The 18,108-nt window shown below is 51.9% G+C and carries 13 protein-coding genes; 3 read left to right on the top strand and 10 right to left on the bottom strand.

The window, feature by feature from the left end; translation table 11 throughout:
* Nucleotides 1-239: 239 nt before the first annotated feature.
* The 10 genes from dgoD to PCH02S_RS24960 form a co-directional block, all read right to left on the bottom strand.
* The gene (dgoD, locus tag PCH02S_RS25005) at nt 240-1,388 is read right to left on the bottom strand and encodes a galactonate dehydratase (protein WP_127456827.1); all 1,149 of its coding nucleotides are present in this window, start codon (nt 1,386-1,388) and stop codon (nt 240-242) included.
* Nucleotides 1,389-1,420: 32 nt separating this feature from the next.
* A complete protein-coding gene (locus tag PCH02S_RS25000; RefSeq protein ID WP_164819728.1) occupies nt 1,421-2,053 on the bottom strand; it encodes a bifunctional 4-hydroxy-2-oxoglutarate aldolase/2-dehydro-3-deoxy-phosphogluconate aldolase in 633 nt (210 codons plus the stop codon).
* An 18-nt stretch (nt 2,054-2,071) separates the two neighbouring features.
* On the bottom strand, nt 2,072-3,688 hold the full coding sequence (locus tag PCH02S_RS24995) for a response regulator (RefSeq protein ID WP_127456825.1): 1,617 nt from the start codon (nt 3,686-3,688) through the stop codon (nt 2,072-2,074).
* Nucleotides 3,685-5,445, bottom strand: coding sequence for a sensor histidine kinase (locus PCH02S_RS24990; protein WP_127456824.1), 1,761 nt, complete (start codon nt 5,443-5,445; stop codon nt 3,685-3,687). Before PCH02S_RS24990 ends, PCH02S_RS24995 begins: the two co-directional genes overlap by 4 nt.
* A 118-nt stretch (nt 5,446-5,563) precedes the next feature.
* Nucleotides 5,564-6,379 carry a carbohydrate ABC transporter permease gene (locus tag PCH02S_RS24985; protein WP_127456823.1) on the bottom strand — a complete coding sequence of 272 codons (816 nt, stop codon included), beginning with the start codon at nt 6,377-6,379 and terminating at the stop codon, nt 5,564-5,566.
* Nucleotides 6,376-7,260 carry a carbohydrate ABC transporter permease gene (locus PCH02S_RS24980; RefSeq protein WP_127456822.1) on the bottom strand — a complete coding sequence of 295 codons (885 nt, stop codon included), beginning with the start codon at nt 7,258-7,260 and terminating at the stop codon, nt 6,376-6,378. Before PCH02S_RS24980 ends, PCH02S_RS24985 begins: the two co-directional genes overlap by 4 nt.
* 79 nt (nt 7,261-7,339) lie before the next feature.
* The gene (locus PCH02S_RS24975) at nt 7,340-8,689 is read right to left on the bottom strand and encodes an ABC transporter substrate-binding protein (RefSeq protein WP_127456821.1); all 1,350 of its coding nucleotides are present in this window, start codon (nt 8,687-8,689) and stop codon (nt 7,340-7,342) included.
* An 851-nt stretch (nt 8,690-9,540) separates the two neighbouring features.
* Nucleotides 9,541-11,322, bottom strand: coding sequence for an ABC transporter ATP-binding protein (locus PCH02S_RS24970; protein WP_127456820.1), 1,782 nt, complete (start codon nt 11,320-11,322; stop codon nt 9,541-9,543).
* Nucleotides 11,315-13,072 carry an ABC transporter ATP-binding protein gene (locus PCH02S_RS24965; protein ID WP_127456819.1) on the bottom strand — a complete coding sequence of 586 codons (1,758 nt, stop codon included), beginning with the start codon at nt 13,070-13,072 and terminating at the stop codon, nt 11,315-11,317. Before PCH02S_RS24965 ends, PCH02S_RS24970 begins: the two co-directional genes overlap by 8 nt.
* A 32-nt stretch (nt 13,073-13,104) precedes the next feature.
* Nucleotides 13,105-13,551 (bottom strand): MarR family winged helix-turn-helix transcriptional regulator, encoded by a 447-nt coding sequence (locus tag PCH02S_RS24960; RefSeq protein WP_307719951.1) that lies wholly within the window; start codon nt 13,549-13,551, stop codon nt 13,105-13,107.
* A gap of 367 nt (nt 13,552-13,918) precedes the next feature.
* Here PCH02S_RS24960 and PCH02S_RS24955 point away from each other — a divergent pair, with 367 nt between their 5' ends.
* The 3 genes from PCH02S_RS24955 to fdhD all read left to right on the top strand — a co-directional run bounded on the left by PCH02S_RS24955 (nt 13,919) and on the right by fdhD (nt 18,106).
* Nucleotides 13,919-14,281 (top strand): DUF2294 domain-containing protein, encoded by a 363-nt coding sequence (locus PCH02S_RS24955; RefSeq protein WP_127456818.1) that lies wholly within the window; start codon nt 13,919-13,921, stop codon nt 14,279-14,281.
* A gap of 640 nt (nt 14,282-14,921) precedes the next feature.
* A complete protein-coding gene (locus tag PCH02S_RS24950) occupies nt 14,922-17,279 on the top strand; it encodes an FdhF/YdeP family oxidoreductase (protein ID WP_127456817.1) in 2,358 nt (785 codons plus the stop codon).
* Nucleotides 17,280-17,284: 5 nt separating this feature from the next.
* Nucleotides 17,285-18,106: a formate dehydrogenase accessory sulfurtransferase FdhD gene (gene fdhD, locus PCH02S_RS24945; protein WP_127456816.1), complete on the top strand. Its 822-nt coding sequence runs from the start codon at nt 17,285-17,287 to the stop codon at nt 18,104-18,106.
* Nucleotides 18,107-18,108 lie beyond the last annotated feature (2 nt).

Here is an 18,108-nt window from a genome sequence, read left to right as displayed (position 1 = left end):
AAAATCCATTAATAGCGGCTCCTCAGTCCGTTAGCGCCGCGAAACAAGCTGAAATCAGAAGAATAACGGCTGCTGAGTCCGTTACAGAAGAGTGGCTACTTGGGAGGACTGGCAAATGAGCTGCTTTAGGTGGGCGGGATTCTTAAGTAACCCTCGCCTTGCTCTCGTCGTAAAAGGAAAAAGGCTGCCCCACTGGTCCTACAGACCTTCGGGAGCAGCCTCATTATTTTTTTACGATCCTACCACTCAGCCACCGTACCATCCGCTTGACGCCAAACGGGGTTTTTCCATGTATGCCCGATAGCGGCCATTTCACGAACTTTGTCCTCGTTGATTTCGATGCCGAGCCCTGGCGCGGTCAGGTTTTTGACGAAGCCGTCTTCGTATTGGAACACCGCTGGATCCTTCAAATAATCGAGCAAGTCGCTGCCCTGATTGTAGTGAATACCCAAGCTTTGCTCCTGAATGAAAGCGTTCGGGGAGCACGTATCCAGCTGCAAGCAGGAGGCCAAAGCAATAGGGCCTAGCGGGCAATGCGGCGCCACTGCAACGTCGTAGGCTTCTGCCATCGCTGCGATTTTGCGATTCTCCAGAATGCCTCCCGCATGGGAAAGATCCGGCTGAATAATGTCTACATAACCTTGCGCGAGCAGATCTTTGAAGCCCCAGCGTGTGTACATGCGCTCGCCGGTTGCGATCGGGCATGAGGTGTGGCGGGCGATCTCCCGAAGCGCCTCATTGTTTTCCGGCAGAACAGGCTCTTCAATGAACATCGGGCGGTACGGCTCCAGTTCTTTGACGAGGATTTTGGCCATGGACTTATGAATGCGCCCGTGGAAGTCGATGCCAATGCCGACATCCCGGCCGACGGCTTCGCGGACAGCGGCAATACGAGCGATAGCCTCGTCCACTTTGCTGAGCGAGTCGATGTAGTGCATTTCTTCCGTGGCGTTCATCTTCACGGCTGTAAAGCCCGCGGCCACCTGCTGTTTGGCCGCCAACCCAACGTCGCTCGGACGGTCGCCGCCGATCCACGAATACACACGTGTGCGCTCACGGCACGCACCGCCCAGCAAATCATAAATAGGGGCATTGTAGAATTTCCCCTTAATGTCCCAAAGCGCTTGCTCGATGCCGGAGATCGCGCTTGTGAGGATAGGACCTCCGCGATAGAAACCGCCGCGGTACAAGACCTGAAACATATCTTCAATCCGCATCGGATCCTGGCCGATGATGTGCTCGCTCATCTCCATGACAGCGGCTGCAACTGTATCCGCTTTCCCTTCGACGATCGGCTCGCCCCAACCCGTAATGCCTTCATCGGTTTCGATTTTCAAAAACAACCATCTTGGCGGCACCTTAAACAGTTCTAACTTCGTAATCTTCATGGTAAATTTCCTCTCCCATAACCTAGAATGTCTTACTGGTTTACTGCCGCCACGAGCTGCTCGGCATATGTTGTAATCGCTTTATAATTCCCTCTTTGAATTTCGCTAAGTGAGACCAAACTTCCTCCCACGCCGACGGAAAAAGCGCCTGCTTCGAGATAAGCGGCCGCATTGTCCTTCGTAATTCCGCCAACGGCGAGCAAGTGCACATCGTTCAAAGGTCCTTTGATCTCTTTCAAATAAGAAGGTCCCAAGCTGGAGCAAGGGAATAATTTCACCGTGGATGCACCGAAGTTCATGGCCTGGACAATTTCCGTTGGAGTAAGGGCTCCAGGAATCGGAAGCACTTCGCTAGCCAAAGCCTTTTCAATCATGCCCTGATCCACATTCGGGGAAATCAGGAACTGGGCTCCGGCCCGAATGGCTTCATCCGCATAAGCGGCGTTTAGCACGGTTCCGGCACCAATCACCATGCGGCCCTCATACTTTTTGCGCATCATCTGGATGATTTGCAGCGCATTTGGCGTATTCAATGTCACTTCGGCCAGTGTGATGCCGCCGCTCTCAAGCGCCTCAAAAAGAGGCTGCGCCTGAGAGGGCTCAATGCCGCGAATGATGGCAATGACCTTTGATTTTTTCAACTGCTGCAAAACTTCCAACGACATAGCGTACATCCTCCTTGGCTATGAATATTGATCACGGTACTCCTGCGGGGTCATGCCGTAATGTTTTTTGAAGGCATGGTTGAAGGAGTGGGGACGTTGGTACCCGAGCTGTGTGGCGATTTCGTAAATTTTATCGTGACCGTTCTTCAGCAGATAGGCGGCTCGATCCATTCGTACGCGATTGACATAATCACTGAGGTTATCGCCGGTTTCCAGCTTATAAATTTTAGACACGTACACGGGGTGCAAAAAGACATGATCGGCAATGGATTGCAGCGAGACATCGCTGGCGAGATGCTGATCGATAAAGGACCTGATGTCATTAATCAAGGTGACTCGGCTGTCTTTCCGCTCTTGATCCATGTCTTCCCTCATCCGATGCAAGGAGCGAATTGTCCATTCACGCAGCTGGTTGACCGTTCGGAAAGGGATGCCCTCGGTCATCCGGTCGTAATCACCGCCGATGAGTTGGTGCAGAGGTCGGCCATTTTTATGAGCGATATAAGCAAAGGCAGACGCTACAGAGAAGTAAACCTCCAGCAAATGCTCCTGGGACTCGGAGAATTTCGCTTCCATTTCATCGAAAATCAAAGTCAGCTTATCCTCCGTATCCTCCCAACGGGCAGCTTCCAAAAGATGATTGAGCGTAGGAGGTTCGTACAGTCTTTGCAGCGCGGAAAGCTCCGGTTGAACGGATTCGTCGCCGAGCCGCATCAACAGCTCATGTTCACTGCCAATTTGTTTGCGAAAAGCACTCAAAGAGGCGTTATACAGCGTTGTAACCTCACTGGGAAATTGCCCCCAACTGCTCAGCAGAATGGAGATTTTGCCCTTTAAATAATTTTTTACGGCAGATTGCAGGACGGAAGCGGTTCTCTCGAGCCAAGAGGAGTCTTCTTGATCCGCGGCCAGCGGCTTCTTTTTCATCACAAAAATCAAATAATCATGCGCATCTTTCGTGTGCCAGCTGTCAAATTTCTCCGCGAACAGCTCCTCAACCATGTTGCTGATGGCATACTCCATAAGCGATAAGCGGCTCATATCGTACTCCAGGAAATCCGACTCGAGCCGAATCATCATGAGCACGCAGGGGTGTTCATGGAAATCCGGAAGCTCCAGCATCTGCATTTTGTCCCGGAGAGATTGCTCGGTAAGCTTGCGCCCCTGAAGAAGGTCGCTCAGTAAATTTCCCCGCAGCAGAGGGAGGTTTTCCTTCACTGTATAGCTCAGTCGCTGCTTGGAGAAAACTTCCTGCCACTCGCTCTGAAGCTTCTCCATGACCCGCCCGACAGCAGCCAGTAAATCTGGTTCGGTCACGGGTTTAAGCAGATAATCTTCCGTGCCTTGAAGAATCGCTTCCTTGGCATAGTTAAAATCGGAATAACCCGATAAGAGTATGCATTTGGTTTTTTGCCATCTGCGGTTAATCTCAGCAATGAGCTGCAAGCCCGATATACCCGGCATCTGAATGTCGGTAAGGACAATATCGATGGAGAATTGCTCCAGGAGCTCCAACGCTTCTTTGCCTGAGTAGGCCTTGAATACTTGCTCAATTCCAATGGATGCCCAGTCAATCGTGGCATGAAGCCGATCTACGACATGCGCTTCGTCGTCGACAATCAAAAGTTGAATCATCGTTTGCTCTCCCCGCCAGCTTCCGGAAGGTTCATCTGCGCACCGCGCTTCCAAGTTAACACAGCCTTCAAGCCTCCTTTTTCACCGGGATAAAAAGTAAGCCCTGATCCTTCTCCGAACTGGTAATACAGCCGGTGGTGCACATTCCAAGTGCCGCAGCCAATGTCATCCGACATCGGGGAATGCAGCTGTTCCAGCAGCCGGGCCAGTCCCGCCTCGTCAAGCCCTGCGCCGTTATCTTCAACGATGACGCGGTTCCAATTCACATCCTGCTCACCGGTTATGGTAATAAGATCGCCTTCCACGCTGCGTTCGATGCCATGCAGAATGGCATTCTCCACCAAAGGCTGGAGGATCAGCCGCGGAACCCATTCATCCAGCATATCCGCGGAAACGGAAATATCATATTTCAGACGATGGATGCGCAGCTGCTGAATATTCAAGTAATGGCCGACCAGATCAAGCTCATCTGACAGTTTAACGGCCTGCTTCTCAACCCTGGTCGTATAGCGGTAGAATTCGGCCAAATTTTGCGCCATAGCCACGACTGACTCTTTGTCCTCCATCTCGGCTGAATTGATGATGAAGAACAAGGAGTTATACAGAAAGTGCGGATGAATCTGAGATTGCAGCTGCTTCAAGGTCGCTTCGCGAGACCGGATTTTCTCCGCATAGACGTCTTCGACCAGCACTTGAATTTGCTCCGCCATTTCATTGAACCGCTGAATGAGGAAATCAAATTCATTTTTGGCCTTATAGTGGATGCGGGCGGATAAATCGCCGCGTTTCACCTTTTGCACGCTTTGCATCATTTTGCCAATCGGTATTTGCACGTTCCGGTACAGCATGAAAGAAGCAAGCACACTCATAACGAGCAGAAGTCCGATGGTGGTGTAGAACAATTTGCGCGTCATGGTAATCGGCGAAAGTATTTTCTCCACAGGCACATAATCAACTAAATACCAGCCTAGCTGCGTGGATTTTACATAGCTGATCAAATACTGCTGATGATCGATCTCGAACTGGACTTGACCGGAGTTGGGAAGGTCCCCACCCAGGGTAAGGCGCTCTCTAATGGCATTCGTAATCTGCTGATTGGAAGAGCTGTTATCAATCAAAGCGTTTTTGCCATCCACTAAAAAAGGGTCGCTGCGTTTATCCTGCTTGTACACGTCCATGAGATTCACCATGTTCTGGACGCTGAATCTTACCTGATAAAGCACATTTGCTTGATCCACCGTCTGCGCACGAATCGGCTCGCTAATTTCCCGGATGAACGACCCAATCCCTTTGTCGCCCTCCCGTACCTCATAGGTCCAGGTGCGTTGAATGGCTCGATGCCAAGGCCATACATCCGTGCCGTTGACGAAAATACTGGAGGAAAGCACCTGCTTTCCCTTGGGTATAGCAACCGTGAGTTCATTGACCCAGCCGCTGGAAACACTTTGCAAGCTGAGCTTTTGAATCATTCGCGACTGTTCCTTCAGCACATCATAGTCCGGTGAATCGCTCCGGTTGATGTATTCCCTCATATAAGGATCGCTCCCGAGAATGACGGGGGACATGGCCAGCCGCTCCACATCCGCATCCAGCTGATGCATGAAGAAGGAAAGCTGATTTAAATTAGAAGATTGAATCTGATCCTGCACAACGTTATTTGTAATCCGGTTCGTATAGCTGTACAGCAGCACGATAGGAATGAGGAGTAGGATCAACATGATTAAGATTTTACTAAAAATATTCAGTTTATAGGGCATGCCAAATCACCTTCCGGGTCCGCTAAGCGTTATAACTTAGAGTATACGCCTACGAGAGAAGTCCTCCAAATGAAGGGAAGCCTCTCTCGTCCTTGTATCTAGGGATAACCCTTCGGAATTAACCTTTTACAGCACCTGCGGATAGCCCGCTGACAACATAGCGCTGCGAGACCAAGGCGATAATCAGCACCGGAAGCGTAATGATGCAGGCGGCAGCCATAAGAGCGCCCCAGTTAATCTCTGAATAAGACATGAAGTTAAATACGGCGATCGGAAGCGTCTTCGTTTTGTCCCCGGCCAGAATGACAGAGAACATGAAATTGTTCCACGAGAAGATAAATGAAAGCAGAGATGCCGTAATCACGCCAGGTCCGGAGATTGGCAGAATAATCCGCAGGAAAACCTGATGATGCGTACAGCCGTCAATAAGGCCGGATTCTTCAATTTCCGTAGGCAGAGCCTCGAAGAAGGAGATCATGATCCAGATAATAAAAGGTAAACCGACGAGCATATGGCTTAGAATAAGGGCTGTATACGTGTCTACCAAGTGGATTTTGGAAAATAAAATGAACCAAGGAATCAGGAACGTAATCCCTGGAATGATTCTCGCGACTAGAATGAGAAGTCCGAGCTTTTGCAGGTGATGTCTCGCAATTGCATAGGCTGCCGGAAGGCCCAGAATAAGGGACAGCAGCGTCGAACCGAAAGCAACAAGGAAGCTGTTCCAGATGAATTTCAAGAAATCGTATTCCTTGAACACACTGACATAGTTATGAAAAGTCGGTTTGAAAATAAATAATTGGCCGGTCGACAAAATTTGCGATTGTGTTTTAAAGGAGGCGAGCAGCATCCAGACAAACGGGAAGGCAAAAACAATCAGCACGATGAAGGTGAGCAGGGTTTGCAGGAATCGTGAACCTCTTTTTTTCTTCATGAAGTGGCTCCCTCCATTCGTTTACGCATCCAAATCATAAATAACGTAAGGCCCATCACCAGCGCGAAGAAAATGACAAGCAGGGACGACGCCATACCAAGCTTGAAGTATTGGAAGCCGAGTACATAACCGTACAGATTGAGCGTCTCAGAGGCGAAGTTCGGTCCGCCTTGGGTAGTTGCGTAGATGATGTCGAATGTTTTCAAAACGTCGATCAAACGAAGCATAGCTGCCACAATAATCGTTGGTCTTAAAAGCGGAAGTGTAATGGAAACGAACTTTCTCCATGTACTTGCGCCGTCCACATCAGCGGCTTCATAGGGGTCAGTTGGCAGTGTAGCCAACCCGGCCATGATGATAAGCGCTATCATCGGCGTCCATTCCCAGACATCTACGATGACCAGAGACGGAATGACCTGATTGGGAGAAGCCAGCCATAGCAAGGGTTCTAGCCCTAATGATTTGAGCATCATGTTGGCGACACCGATTGTTGGCTCATAAATCAGCATCCAGACCAAGCCCATGGCGACCGGTGTGGCGACCATCGGGAGCAGGAAAACCGTTTTGACGAGGTTTTTCCCGCGGAACTCTCTGGAAAGCAGCAAAGCGATGGCGATGCCAAGAATAACCTCCAAAGCGAGTGCTGCAAAGGTAAAATAAAACGTCGAGCCTGCGGCATGCCAGAAGCGCTCGTCTTTTAGTAAAGCTGCGTAGTTGGCTAAGCCCACCCACAGAGGTGGCGTCGTAGCGGACATGCTCCACTCGTAAAAGCTGATGCGCACCGTGTAGATGATGGGAAACAGCATCATTAGCAGGACGAAGATGACGGCCGGAAGGGTATAAATCCATTTTAAGTTGCGGTTAAACCAGCTGTATTGCACTTGAAGTCACCCTTTCTGGTGTTTCGTATGAAAGGAAAAAGGGCCATCAGATGACCCTTTTCACCCATCAAACATCTATTTATCTCGTTTTATCTTTATCGATGATCGTTTGCAGCGCTTGGTTAGCTTTATCAGCAACCGGTTGGAGGTTCGTTTCGCCGGACATCACCTTCTGCACGATTTCACCAACGGCATCACGAGCCTCACCTACGCTGATAACCGTTGGACGGTCGTGGTCAACACCTGTTTTGGCGCTTTCCTTGATGATCGGAACTAGCTCTGCAGGGAATCCGGTCGTCCCTTCCGGTTTATCCCATACAGAAGCGCGGGCGCCGGGGTTGCCTTTTTGCTGCGTTTTCAACACAACATCTTTGCTTGTCGCCCATTGAATGAAAGCCCAAGTCGCATCTTTATTGCCGGATTTGGCATTCATGGCAAGTCCCCAAGATGTGATACTGTAAGGCTTGGAGCCTGCTTTACCGCCAGGGAATACAGCGAATCCTACTTGGTCAGCTACTTTGGATTTAGCAGGGTCCGTTGCGTTCTGGTACAAGGAGTTGGCGTCCGTTAAGAAAGCAACCTTTCCTTGTGCGAAAATACCAAAGGCTTGCGGCCAGGACATGTTAAGCACACCTGGAGGAGCGTAGTCTTTCAGCAGCGTACCGTATGTGGTAAAAGCTTTGATCGCCTCAGGCGTATTGATGCTGGCTTTCTCGCTTGTCGTGAAGTCCGCGCCTTCCGAATACAGGAAGGACGACACCTGCGTGACGAGCGGTGAGCGCTGGCCCCTAGCGACGAATCCGTACATTTCGTTTTTCGGATCGTGCAGTTTTTTCACCGCAGCATTAAGCTCATCTAATGTTTTCGGTACGGCGATGCCGGCCTTTTGCAGCAGATCCTTGCGGTAGTACAAAATCTCTTGCTCCGTAATAATCGGAATACCCGCTAATTTGGATTCAACCGTTGTGGAGCCGATGGCTGATTTGGAAAAATCGTTGAAATCGTAATCCTTCGCTTTTTGAGCGTAGTCATCTAAAGGTTGTACCCAACCATTTTTGTAAAAAAGCTTGCCTTCCTGAAGCGGTCGGTACATGAAAACGTCAGGCGTTGCGGAGCCGGATGTGAACTGAACCGTCAGTTTTTGTGTGAGCTGATCCTCGAAAAAGCTTTCCACATTCACCTTGATGCCCGTTTCCTTCTCGAAATCCGGCAGCAAAGGCTTAATGGCATCTGCCCAAGGGTGGTTGGCCGTTACGAGCGAGATCGTTTTACCTGCGAACGGCTTTGCGTTAGCGGTTGCAGCAGCACCGGCGCTTGGCGCAGTAGATGGTTGTGTTGTGTTCGTTGTACTTCCGCAGCCTGCTAAAACCGTTGCAGCCATAACAGCTGTCGTGCCGACGCCAATCCATTGTTTGAATGATTTTTTCATCTAATATGTGACCTCCCATGTACTTAGAAATGACTGTGATTACATCTCTAAGAGTACCTGAATCCTGTAGGGTGTTGATATAACTAAGATTTAAGATGGATAACTACGGCTGAAGGTAATTCGTGTTAAGGGTAGGGTGCCCTGATTGAAAGCATAAAAAAACCCTATTAGGATTGCACCTACTTAAGTGAATAGAAATAATTCACTCAGCTGCAACCCAATAGGGCGTTATGCTTGCACTTCTTTCGCGCTGTTGGCAGTTTTACTTTTTCGCTCTTTTAACAAAATTGAGAGTTAAACCAATAATGTTCACGATTAAAAATAAGGTAAGTAAAATATTTGTGGTATGCAGTTCTGCCTTTAATTGCGTTATATCTGTTTATAGTTGTTGTGAAAGGTTATTAGTTTGATCTGCTACATTTCCAATCCTAAAACTGATATCGTTAAAAAACTGGTGAAGTTCTGAAAAATCCAAAGTGTATCATCCTCCTAGATATAGTGTAAATTCCCCTTATTAATCCATATAATACCAAATGTTAAGCTTCACGGTTGAAAATACGAAAAAAAGAGGGCTCGCAGTTTAATGGGAACCCTCTTTTTGAATTTCTAACGGACAGAGCAGCCCTTATTCAATGAATTTGGGCCATTTTCAAATTGTAACGGACTCCAAAGCCGCTATTCACACCAAAATTGTGCGTTTTGCTTGTTTTATTAACTATTAACGACCCTGGTGTCCGCTACGTTTGAGAAACAGGAAAATAAACGAATTTAACGTCAATGAGGTCCGTTAAATAATTAGCGGACAGCTTGATCGCCACGGCCATCGAGGCAGCCGCAACCGTAACGGCTCCTCAAAGTGAGCTAACCTGGCTGAATTGGTTGGCATACAATTCATAATAATGCCCGCGGAGCGCAAGCAGCTCCTCGTGCGTGCCCCGTTCCACGATCTCGCCGCCGTGGATGACCAGAATCGCACTCGCTTCGCGAATCGTGCTGAGACGGTGGGCGATCACGAAGCTCGTGCGCCCTTTCATCAGAACGCCCATCGCCTGCTGGATGTGCAGCTCGGTGCGCGTGTCGACGGAGCTCGTCGCCTCGTCGAGCACCAGGATCGCGGGGTCGGCGAGAATCGCCCGCGCGATCGTGAGCAGCTGCCGCTGGCCTTGACTCAGGTTGCCGCCTCCGGCGGTCAACATGGCGTCATAGCCGTTAGGCAGCTTGCGAATGAACCCGTCCGCGTTGGCAAGCTTCGCGGCGGCTTCGACTTCTTCGTCCGTCGCGTCCAGACGGCCGAAGCGGATATTTTCTCGGATCGTATCCGAGAAAAGGTACACATCCTGCAGCACGATGCCGAGCCGGCTGCGCAAACTGTCTTTATCGAGGCTGCGAATATCGCGGCCGTCGATGGTGATAGAGCCTTCGCCGACATCGTAGAAGCGGGTCAGCAGGTTGATGATCGTCGTTTTGCCGGCGCCCGTCGGGCCAACCAAGGCGATCAAATCGCCAGGCTGTGCGGCGAACGTGACATCGTTCAGCGTAGGCACATCGTCGGTATAGCGGAATGAGACGTTCTGAAAAACAACCTCACCTTTCACGTCGGTTAACTGCTCCGCACTTGTGCCACGATCGTATTCCGTCTCGCGATCCATCACTTCAAACACACGCTCAGCACCCGCGATGCCGGACTGAATCATATTATACTGATTCGCGAGATCGTTGATGGGGCGGCTGAATTGCCTGGAATAGTTGAGGAAGCTGATAATAACGCCAACCATCGTCCAACCCTTGAGCACCATCCAGCCACCTATGGCAGCCAGCAGAATGAAACTGAAATGATTGATCATGTTCATGCTTGGTCCCATCATGCCCGAAAGCTGCTGTGCGCCAGTACCGGCTGTGCGGAGCTGCTTGTTAATCGTACCCAGCTGGCGGACCGTCGCAGCTTCACGGCGGAACGTTTTAACTACTTTTTGCCCGGAAATCGTTTCCTCAATCAAGCCATTGAGCTCACCGAGCCGCTGCTGCTGTTCTTTGAACAGGCGTTGGGTATGCCGCGTAATCTTTTTCGTTGTGAATAGAACGATAGGAACCGTAATCAATGTAATGAGAGTAAGCCAAATATTCAAAGTAATCATCATAATAAAAGAGCCGGCAATCATCACGATACTTGTAATGATCTGCGTTAAGTTTTGACTGAGCGTAGTTGCCACGTTATCGACGTCATTCGTCGTTCGGCTCATAAGTTCACCGTGAGAAGTCTTGTCAAAATAACTGATCGGCAGCTTGTGCAGGTGGCGAAACAGATCCTGTCTCATTTCCCAAACCGTCCGCTGAGATACCCCTGCCATGACATAGGATTGAATCCACGTAGCGGCTCCACTGAACAAATAACAGCCAAGCAAAAGGAGGCAGAGTCCAAGCAGTCCGCTGCGGTCCCGCGGTACGATATAGTCATCGATGGCGACGCCTATCAAATAAGGCCCGAGCAGCGCAAGACCGCTGCCGAGAACCGTAAGGATAATAACCGTGATCAGCCCGATGCGCTGCTGCTGAAGGTAACCCCACATGCGAAGTAGGGTTGCACCGATGTGCTTGGCACGCGGCTTCTGAGGCGGTGTCTGCTTTTTAGCCATGAAGGGCGGTCTCCTTTCCTTGCTGCGAGCGGTAAATGTCTTGGTAGATGGCGCTTGTCGCCAGCAGCTCTTCGTGAGTTCCCCGTGCGGCGATGCGTCCCTCATCCAGGACAAGAATTTGATCGGCGTGCAGCACCGATGTGACGCGCTGCGCGATAATGATGCGCGTGCTGCCGGCCATCAACTGCTGCAGGGATCGCTGGATGCGTTTCTCCGTGCCAAGATCGATGGCGCTGGTGCTATCATCCAGTACAAGCAGCGGTGATCGCAGGAGCAGAGCTCGGGCAATCGCTATGCGCTGTTTCTGGCCGCCGGACAGATTCACCCCGCGTTGTCCCAGCTTCGCCTCGTACCCTTCGGGTAACTGGCGAATGAAGCTATCCGCTTCCGCAGCCTTGGCGGCTTCCTCAATCTCGGCCGCAGTAGCCCCCGGCCTGCCGAAAAGAAGGTTCTCGCGAATGGTCCCGCTAAACAAGATGGACTGCTGCAGCACAATGCCGATTTGACTGCGAAGCTGTTCAACGGGCATTTCCTTAATATCAACGCCGCCTATAAGAATGCGGCCCTTCGTTGCGTCATAAAGCCGTGGAATTAAGCTGACGAGCGTAGATTTACCGGAGCCGGTCGCCCCGAGAATCCCGATCGTCTGACCTGGCAGCGCCTTGAAAGAGATGTTCTCAAGGACAGGCTGATCGGGAGCCGAATCATACACGAAGGATACCTGATCGAACTCCAACTCACAGCCGGCCACAAGTGAATTCCGCTCTGTATGTACTTCGCTGCGTTCCTGCACAGGTTCGTTCATATCCGGTTCTGTATCCAAAACTTCACGGATTCGCTCGGCGGAGACTTGAGCACGAGAAATATTCATCAGCGTATTGCTGATTGAAACCAGCGAGAAGAGCACTTGAGTGATATAAATGATAAAAGCAGCCAAATCGCCAATCGCCATAGAACCGCTCCAGGTCTGCCCGCCGCCGAACCATAGAACCGCAACAATGCTGATGTTCAAAATCAATGTCATCAGCGGTCCGCTAGTCGCCAGAGCGCGGGCGGAGCTGAGGCTTGCGTCCAGCAGGGCGGTGTTCGCTTTGCCGAAGCGGGTTCGCTCGAAGGCGGCGCGAACGAAAGCTTTGATCACCCGAATGCCTGAGGTGCTTTCCTGCATAACGGTGTTAACGCGATCGAGCCTCGCCTGCATCAGCCGAAAAAGTGGCGTAGAGCGTCTCATCAACACAAATAAAATAAGAAATTGAATCGGAACGACAGCCAGCAAAATCAAAGAAAGCCTTGGCGAAATAACAATCGCCATGATAATGCTGCCAATAAGCAGCGAAGCCTCACGTGTAAACTGGCGCAGCAGAATTTGCAGGATGTTCAGCATTTGCATCACATCTCCGGTCAAGCGAGTAATCAGCGATCCGGTTGAAAAAGTATCCAACTGCCGGAACGAAAACGATTGCACCTTTTCAAAAACGCTGAGCCTTAGGTCGGCCCCAAAGTTTTGTGCGGCTTTCACCGTGAAAAACGTACAGCCCACCCCACCGATAAGGCCGAGAAAAGCAACGCCCAACATGTGCAAGCCTGTTGACCAAACCAGCGCGAGATTACCCTCGGCTACGCCGTGGTTCACAATAGCCGCCATGAGGCGAGGTTGAGTCAGGTCCATGCAGACCTCCATCACCATGAGCAAGGGGGCAAGCAGGGTGATCAGCCAGTAAGGTTTAACAAATGATCGTAGTTTCCACATCGCAAGAAGTCCTTTCTTTGTTTGGTGGCTAACTAATTTTCTTCCTCTTTCGGACGCAGATTCGCCTGCATTTGAAGCAAAAGACGGCGAAATAGGAGGATTTCCTCAGGCAGAAAATGCGAAAAGGTCAGCTCATCCGTCGCCTTAATGGCTTCCTTGACATGGACGGTGACTTCCTTGCCTTTATCGGTTAAATAAACGCGGGTAACCCGCTGATCCGTCGGGTCTGGCCGGCGTTCGACAAGGCCTGTTTTCTCCATGCGGTCAACCATAACCGTCAATGTTGCCGGCTTATTGTGGATGCGCGCAGCAAGCTCGCGCTGACTGAGTCCGTCTTCGGCGGACAGGGCAAGGAGCAGCGGCGGTTGTCCGGGATAAACGTCATACGGATGAATGATTTGATCGATCGTACGGCGGTGCATTTTCAACAAATGAGACATCATATGTGTGAGCGAATCGGGATTCGTGTGACGCGACAACGGATATCCTCCTTTTTGTTAGGTGACTAATTAATATCTTAGATACGCTTTTCGATCCTGTCAATACATGATTCCACTTCCTCCCTACTTGTAAAATGCTCTTTGCACCGCTCCACGTATTTCAGGTATTGTATAGATAAGGCATAAAAGGAGAGTGGAAGGAAATGACCGGCGCTATTATTTTGGGCGTAATTGCCCTTGTTATCATACTTGGAGCGACGTTCTGGGTAACTCGGAAGGCGTACTCCCGTAGATGGGATGAAGAGGATCGCGATTGAGGAGAGCAGCTCGCAGGCGTAACCTCCCCCTAGTCAGGTATGCGCTTTCTTGCTATGATTGAAGGAGCAAACATAAAGGTGGCTGGCCGATGAACCGAATGGAGGCCGAATTCAGTAACCTGGTCAAGGCCTATCGCAAAAGGCATATGGGCAAAGGGCCAGAGCGCGTGACGACGACATTTTGCAAGTGCTGGGCAATCTGCGAAATGGCAGGCAACCTATCACCGGTGGAGAAGTTTATGGCGAAAACGGGCGATGGCAGACAAATGCTCCGCACGGCTCGCACGGAAATGGTCAAAGAGATGTATCGCGACCACCCCCCTGTAGAGATGGAAGAACTGCTTGGCGCGAAATTCGTCCAACTGTTCGTTGACATCGACATTGAGCAGGACTTGGGGATGTCCGTATTCGTTTTTGATCAGGATTTGGAGAAGAAGTTTGGTGGGAAGTAGGCTGTTACTTCGTGGTGCTGAACACACGGAAATGGTGAGACGTGATACAGTGGAACATGGTTGCGCCGAAATGCGGGAATTGTGGAACATTGGAACCGTGTGGGATTGAGATGCGGAAGACCGCATGCCGTGCTGATAATGAACCTTCGAGGCTCTCGCAGAATGTAACGGACTTACGGATACCTTATTGTCGACTTTTCGGCGAAATAGGAGAGGCTAACGGACTGAGGAGCCGTTATTTGCATCATTAGTGGTGGATTTAGGTCATTTCATGGTAAATAGCGTCGCTGGTGTCCGTTAGATTTTATTTTCACCTTAAAAGACGCGAATAGAGGTATCTCGGTCCGTTAGACTCGGTAGGAGCTAGAGCAACAGTAGCAGCATCAACACGCGCACCTATCACCAGCCCTGCTAAAGGGTTCTGAACCCGAAGACTACGTAAAGAAAATAATGCCAGCTAGATTACACGAGTGCGGCATATACATCATAGAAGTGCTTGGCACTTGGTAGCGAACCTGCCGGAGACTAACCACTGTAGAACATCGCTTGTAACTTTCGAAAAAGGAAGTTTGCAGGGCGTGTTTTGCGGTGGTTTTTTGCATCATACCAATTCAATCCAGCTATAAAGGAGCTGCTCATAATGGGAAAAACAAAGCACACAGGACCGATCAAGCTGCCGTCCAAACCGGATCCGAAGCTGTGGGTCAGCAAGGTGCCGTTCGGGTTAGGCAAAGTAAAGCCGCAGCATATTCGGGAAACGGCCAAGATTGCTTGGCAGAATCGGGATAATCTTCCTTATGCCTACCGAATATTGACGCAAGGGGTCTGCGATGGCTGTGCATTAGGCGTGTCGGGGCTTTACGACCAGACGCTGGCAGGGCCGCACCTCTGCACGACACGGCTGAACGTGCTTCGGCTGAATACGATGCCGGCGATCCGCGAGGAGCTGCTCCATGCGGATATCGACGAGCTGAGCCGCATGAGCAGCACGGAGCTAAGGCAGCTCGGGCGTATTCCCTATCCGCTCATACGGCGGCACGGGGAGCGGAAATTCAGCCGCGCCACATGGGATGAGGCGATGGACACGATCGCGGCGAAGGCGCGGGCGATTGACCCGAAGGGGATGGCTTTTTATCTGACGGCCAGAGGGATCACGAACGAGTCTTATTATGCGGCGGCGAAGGTGGCGAGGCTGCTGGGTACGAACAATATCGACAACGCCTCGCGCATCTGTCACTCGCCGTCAAAAACGGCCTTGAAGCGCTCCGTCGGTGTCGGCGCTTCAACATGTAATTACAAGGACTGGATCGGAACGGACGTCCTTGTGTTCTGGGGCAGTGTGGCCGCGAACAATCAGCCGGTCTCGACGAAGTATATGTATGCGGCCAAGCGCAAAGGGACGAAGATCATTGTCATTAACCCGTACTATGAGCCCTCTATGGAGCAGTACTGGATCCCTTCGATTCCCGAATCGGCATTATTCGGGACCAAGCTTGCCGACGATGTGTACCAAGTGAACATCGGCGGAGACATTGCCTTCATGAACGGTGTCATGAAGGTCTGGTTCGAGATGGAGGAGGCCGCGCCCGGCTCCGCCGTCGACCACGCGTTCGTGCAAGCGCACACGAACGGCTACGAGCAGCTGCGCGCCCACGTGGCGCAGCAGGACTGGACGACGCTCGAGCAGTCGTCCGGGCTCACCCGCGAACGCATGCGCGAGTTCGCTCAGCTGCTGGCGCGTGCCGCGTCCGCGGTTTTCGTGTGGAGCATGGGGCTCACACAGCACCGCTTCGGCACGGACAACATCTCGCAGGTGGCGAATCTCGCCCTCCTGCGCGGCTTCCTCGGCCGCGAACACTGCGGGCTGATGCCCATCCGCGGCCACAGCGGCGTGCAGGGCTCCGGCGAAATGGGCGCGGACCCCTTCTCTTTGCCCGGCGGCGACATCAGCAATGCCGCCGACCGCAGCCGCATCGAGCAGCTCTGGGGCTTCGCGCTGCCGAGCTGGCAAGGTGACATTGTTGGTGTCACCCTGGAGAACGCGCTCCTGCCTGAGGAGCAGGAGCGGAAGCTCCGGCTGTTCTACACATCCGGAGGCAACTTCCTGGAGACGATGCCTGACCCGGCATTCGTCCGCGAAGCGCTAACCGCTGTCGATGTCCGTGTTCACCAGGACATCATCCTGAATACCTCCACGCTGCTGGACGCGCGGGAGGCCGTGGTAGTGCTGCCGGCGATGACGCGCTACGAGCAGCCCGGGGGAGGCACGTCCACCTCGACGGAGCGCATGGTGTACTTCTCGCCGGAGATCGCCGGCCCGCGGATTGGCGAAGCCCGCGCGGAGTGGGCGATCTACGCCGATCTGGCCCGCCGCGTGAAGCCCGAAGCGGCCGCCCGGCATCTCGGCTGCGGCAGCGCCGCGGCCATTCGCGAGGAGATTGCGCTGGCCGCGCCAAGCTACAACGGCATTCAGCACCTGCGTGAGCGCGGTGATGTGTTTCAATACGGCGGCGCTTGGCTGTGCGAGGACGGCGTCTGTCCGACGCCGGATGGCCGCGGCGCGCTGCTGCCGATCGAGCTCCCGCAGCTGCGGAAGCCGGAAGGGCACTTTGCCGTGACGACACGGCGCGGCAAACAGTTCAACTCGATGATCTACAGCGACATCGATCCGTTCAACGAAGCGGATCGTTACGATGTGCTGATCCACCCCGGGGATGCGGCGCCTCTTGCTCTAAGCGAAGGGGAGGCGGTTGTGGTCTACAACCGGTTCGGCAGCATGCACGGCAGGGTCAAATTTGCCGAGATCAGAACCGGCAACATTGAAGTTCACTGGCCGGAAGGGAACAGCTTGATCCCGAAAGGCGTTTACGAGCCGCATGCCGGCATCCCGGAATATAATACAGCGGTTATTGTGGAGAAGGCAGAAACGTACCATGCCCACAAAGACACGCGTTACGTCGAAAAGCGGATTGAAGAGCTGGAGATCGAGGCGGGGTGAGGACGATGGAAAACGAACAAGATCAGGTTGAGCCGGGACGTTCTTCAACGACAACATGGAACATTTACCGCTACAATGGCACAGAGATTCTCCCTCAAGAGGACACGATCGCGACGGAGACGCCATTAACGATCAAGGTAGATGGCGAGGAATTTGCAACGCTGGTGCACACGCCAACGGATACGGTTGATCTGGTTACCGGCTTTCTCGCTTCTGAAGGGCTGATTCGATTCGTCGATCAGATCGAGTCTCTCACCTTGGAGGAGGAGCGCGGCTTCGCCCACGTGAAGCTGCGTCACTTGCACCAGCTAAGTAAGCAAATGGTGTCCAAACGGTTCATAGGCTCCTGCTGCGGCAAAAGCCGTCAGTTTTATTTTCACAATGACGCTCGCACGGCCAAAACCGTTTCTACGAAACTCCAGATTACGATTCAGCAGTGTTTTCACCTTATGAACCTCATGCAGGAACAGTCGGCGGATTTTCGGGCTACGGGGGGACTGCATAATGCGGCCTTGTGCACGGCGAATGAGCTGCTTTTGAGCAGGTCGGATATCGGACGGCATAATGCTTTGGATAAAATATACGGTCATGCCCTGAGGCAGCGAATATCCGTTCGTGATAAAGTGATTGCCTTCAGCGGGAGGGTGTCTTCCGAGGTGGTGCTCAAGGTTGCCAAAATCGGAGTCGGTATTTTGCTGTCGAAATCTGCCCCAACGGACTTGGCGCTTAGATTGGCGCAGGACCTAGGAATTACGGTCGTCGGCTTCATCCGTAGGGACCAATTAACGGTCTACACCCACCCGCAGCGTATAACGGAATGTCGATAAAC

The organism is Paenibacillus chondroitinus NBRC 15376, from assembly GCF_004000765.1.
GTDB classification, from domain to species: domain Bacteria; phylum Bacillota; class Bacilli; order Paenibacillales; family NBRC-103111; genus Paenibacillus_E; species Paenibacillus_E chondroitinus.
Note: the sequence above shows the minus strand (reverse complement) of the source record. Positions and strands in the feature narration are given on the sequence as shown.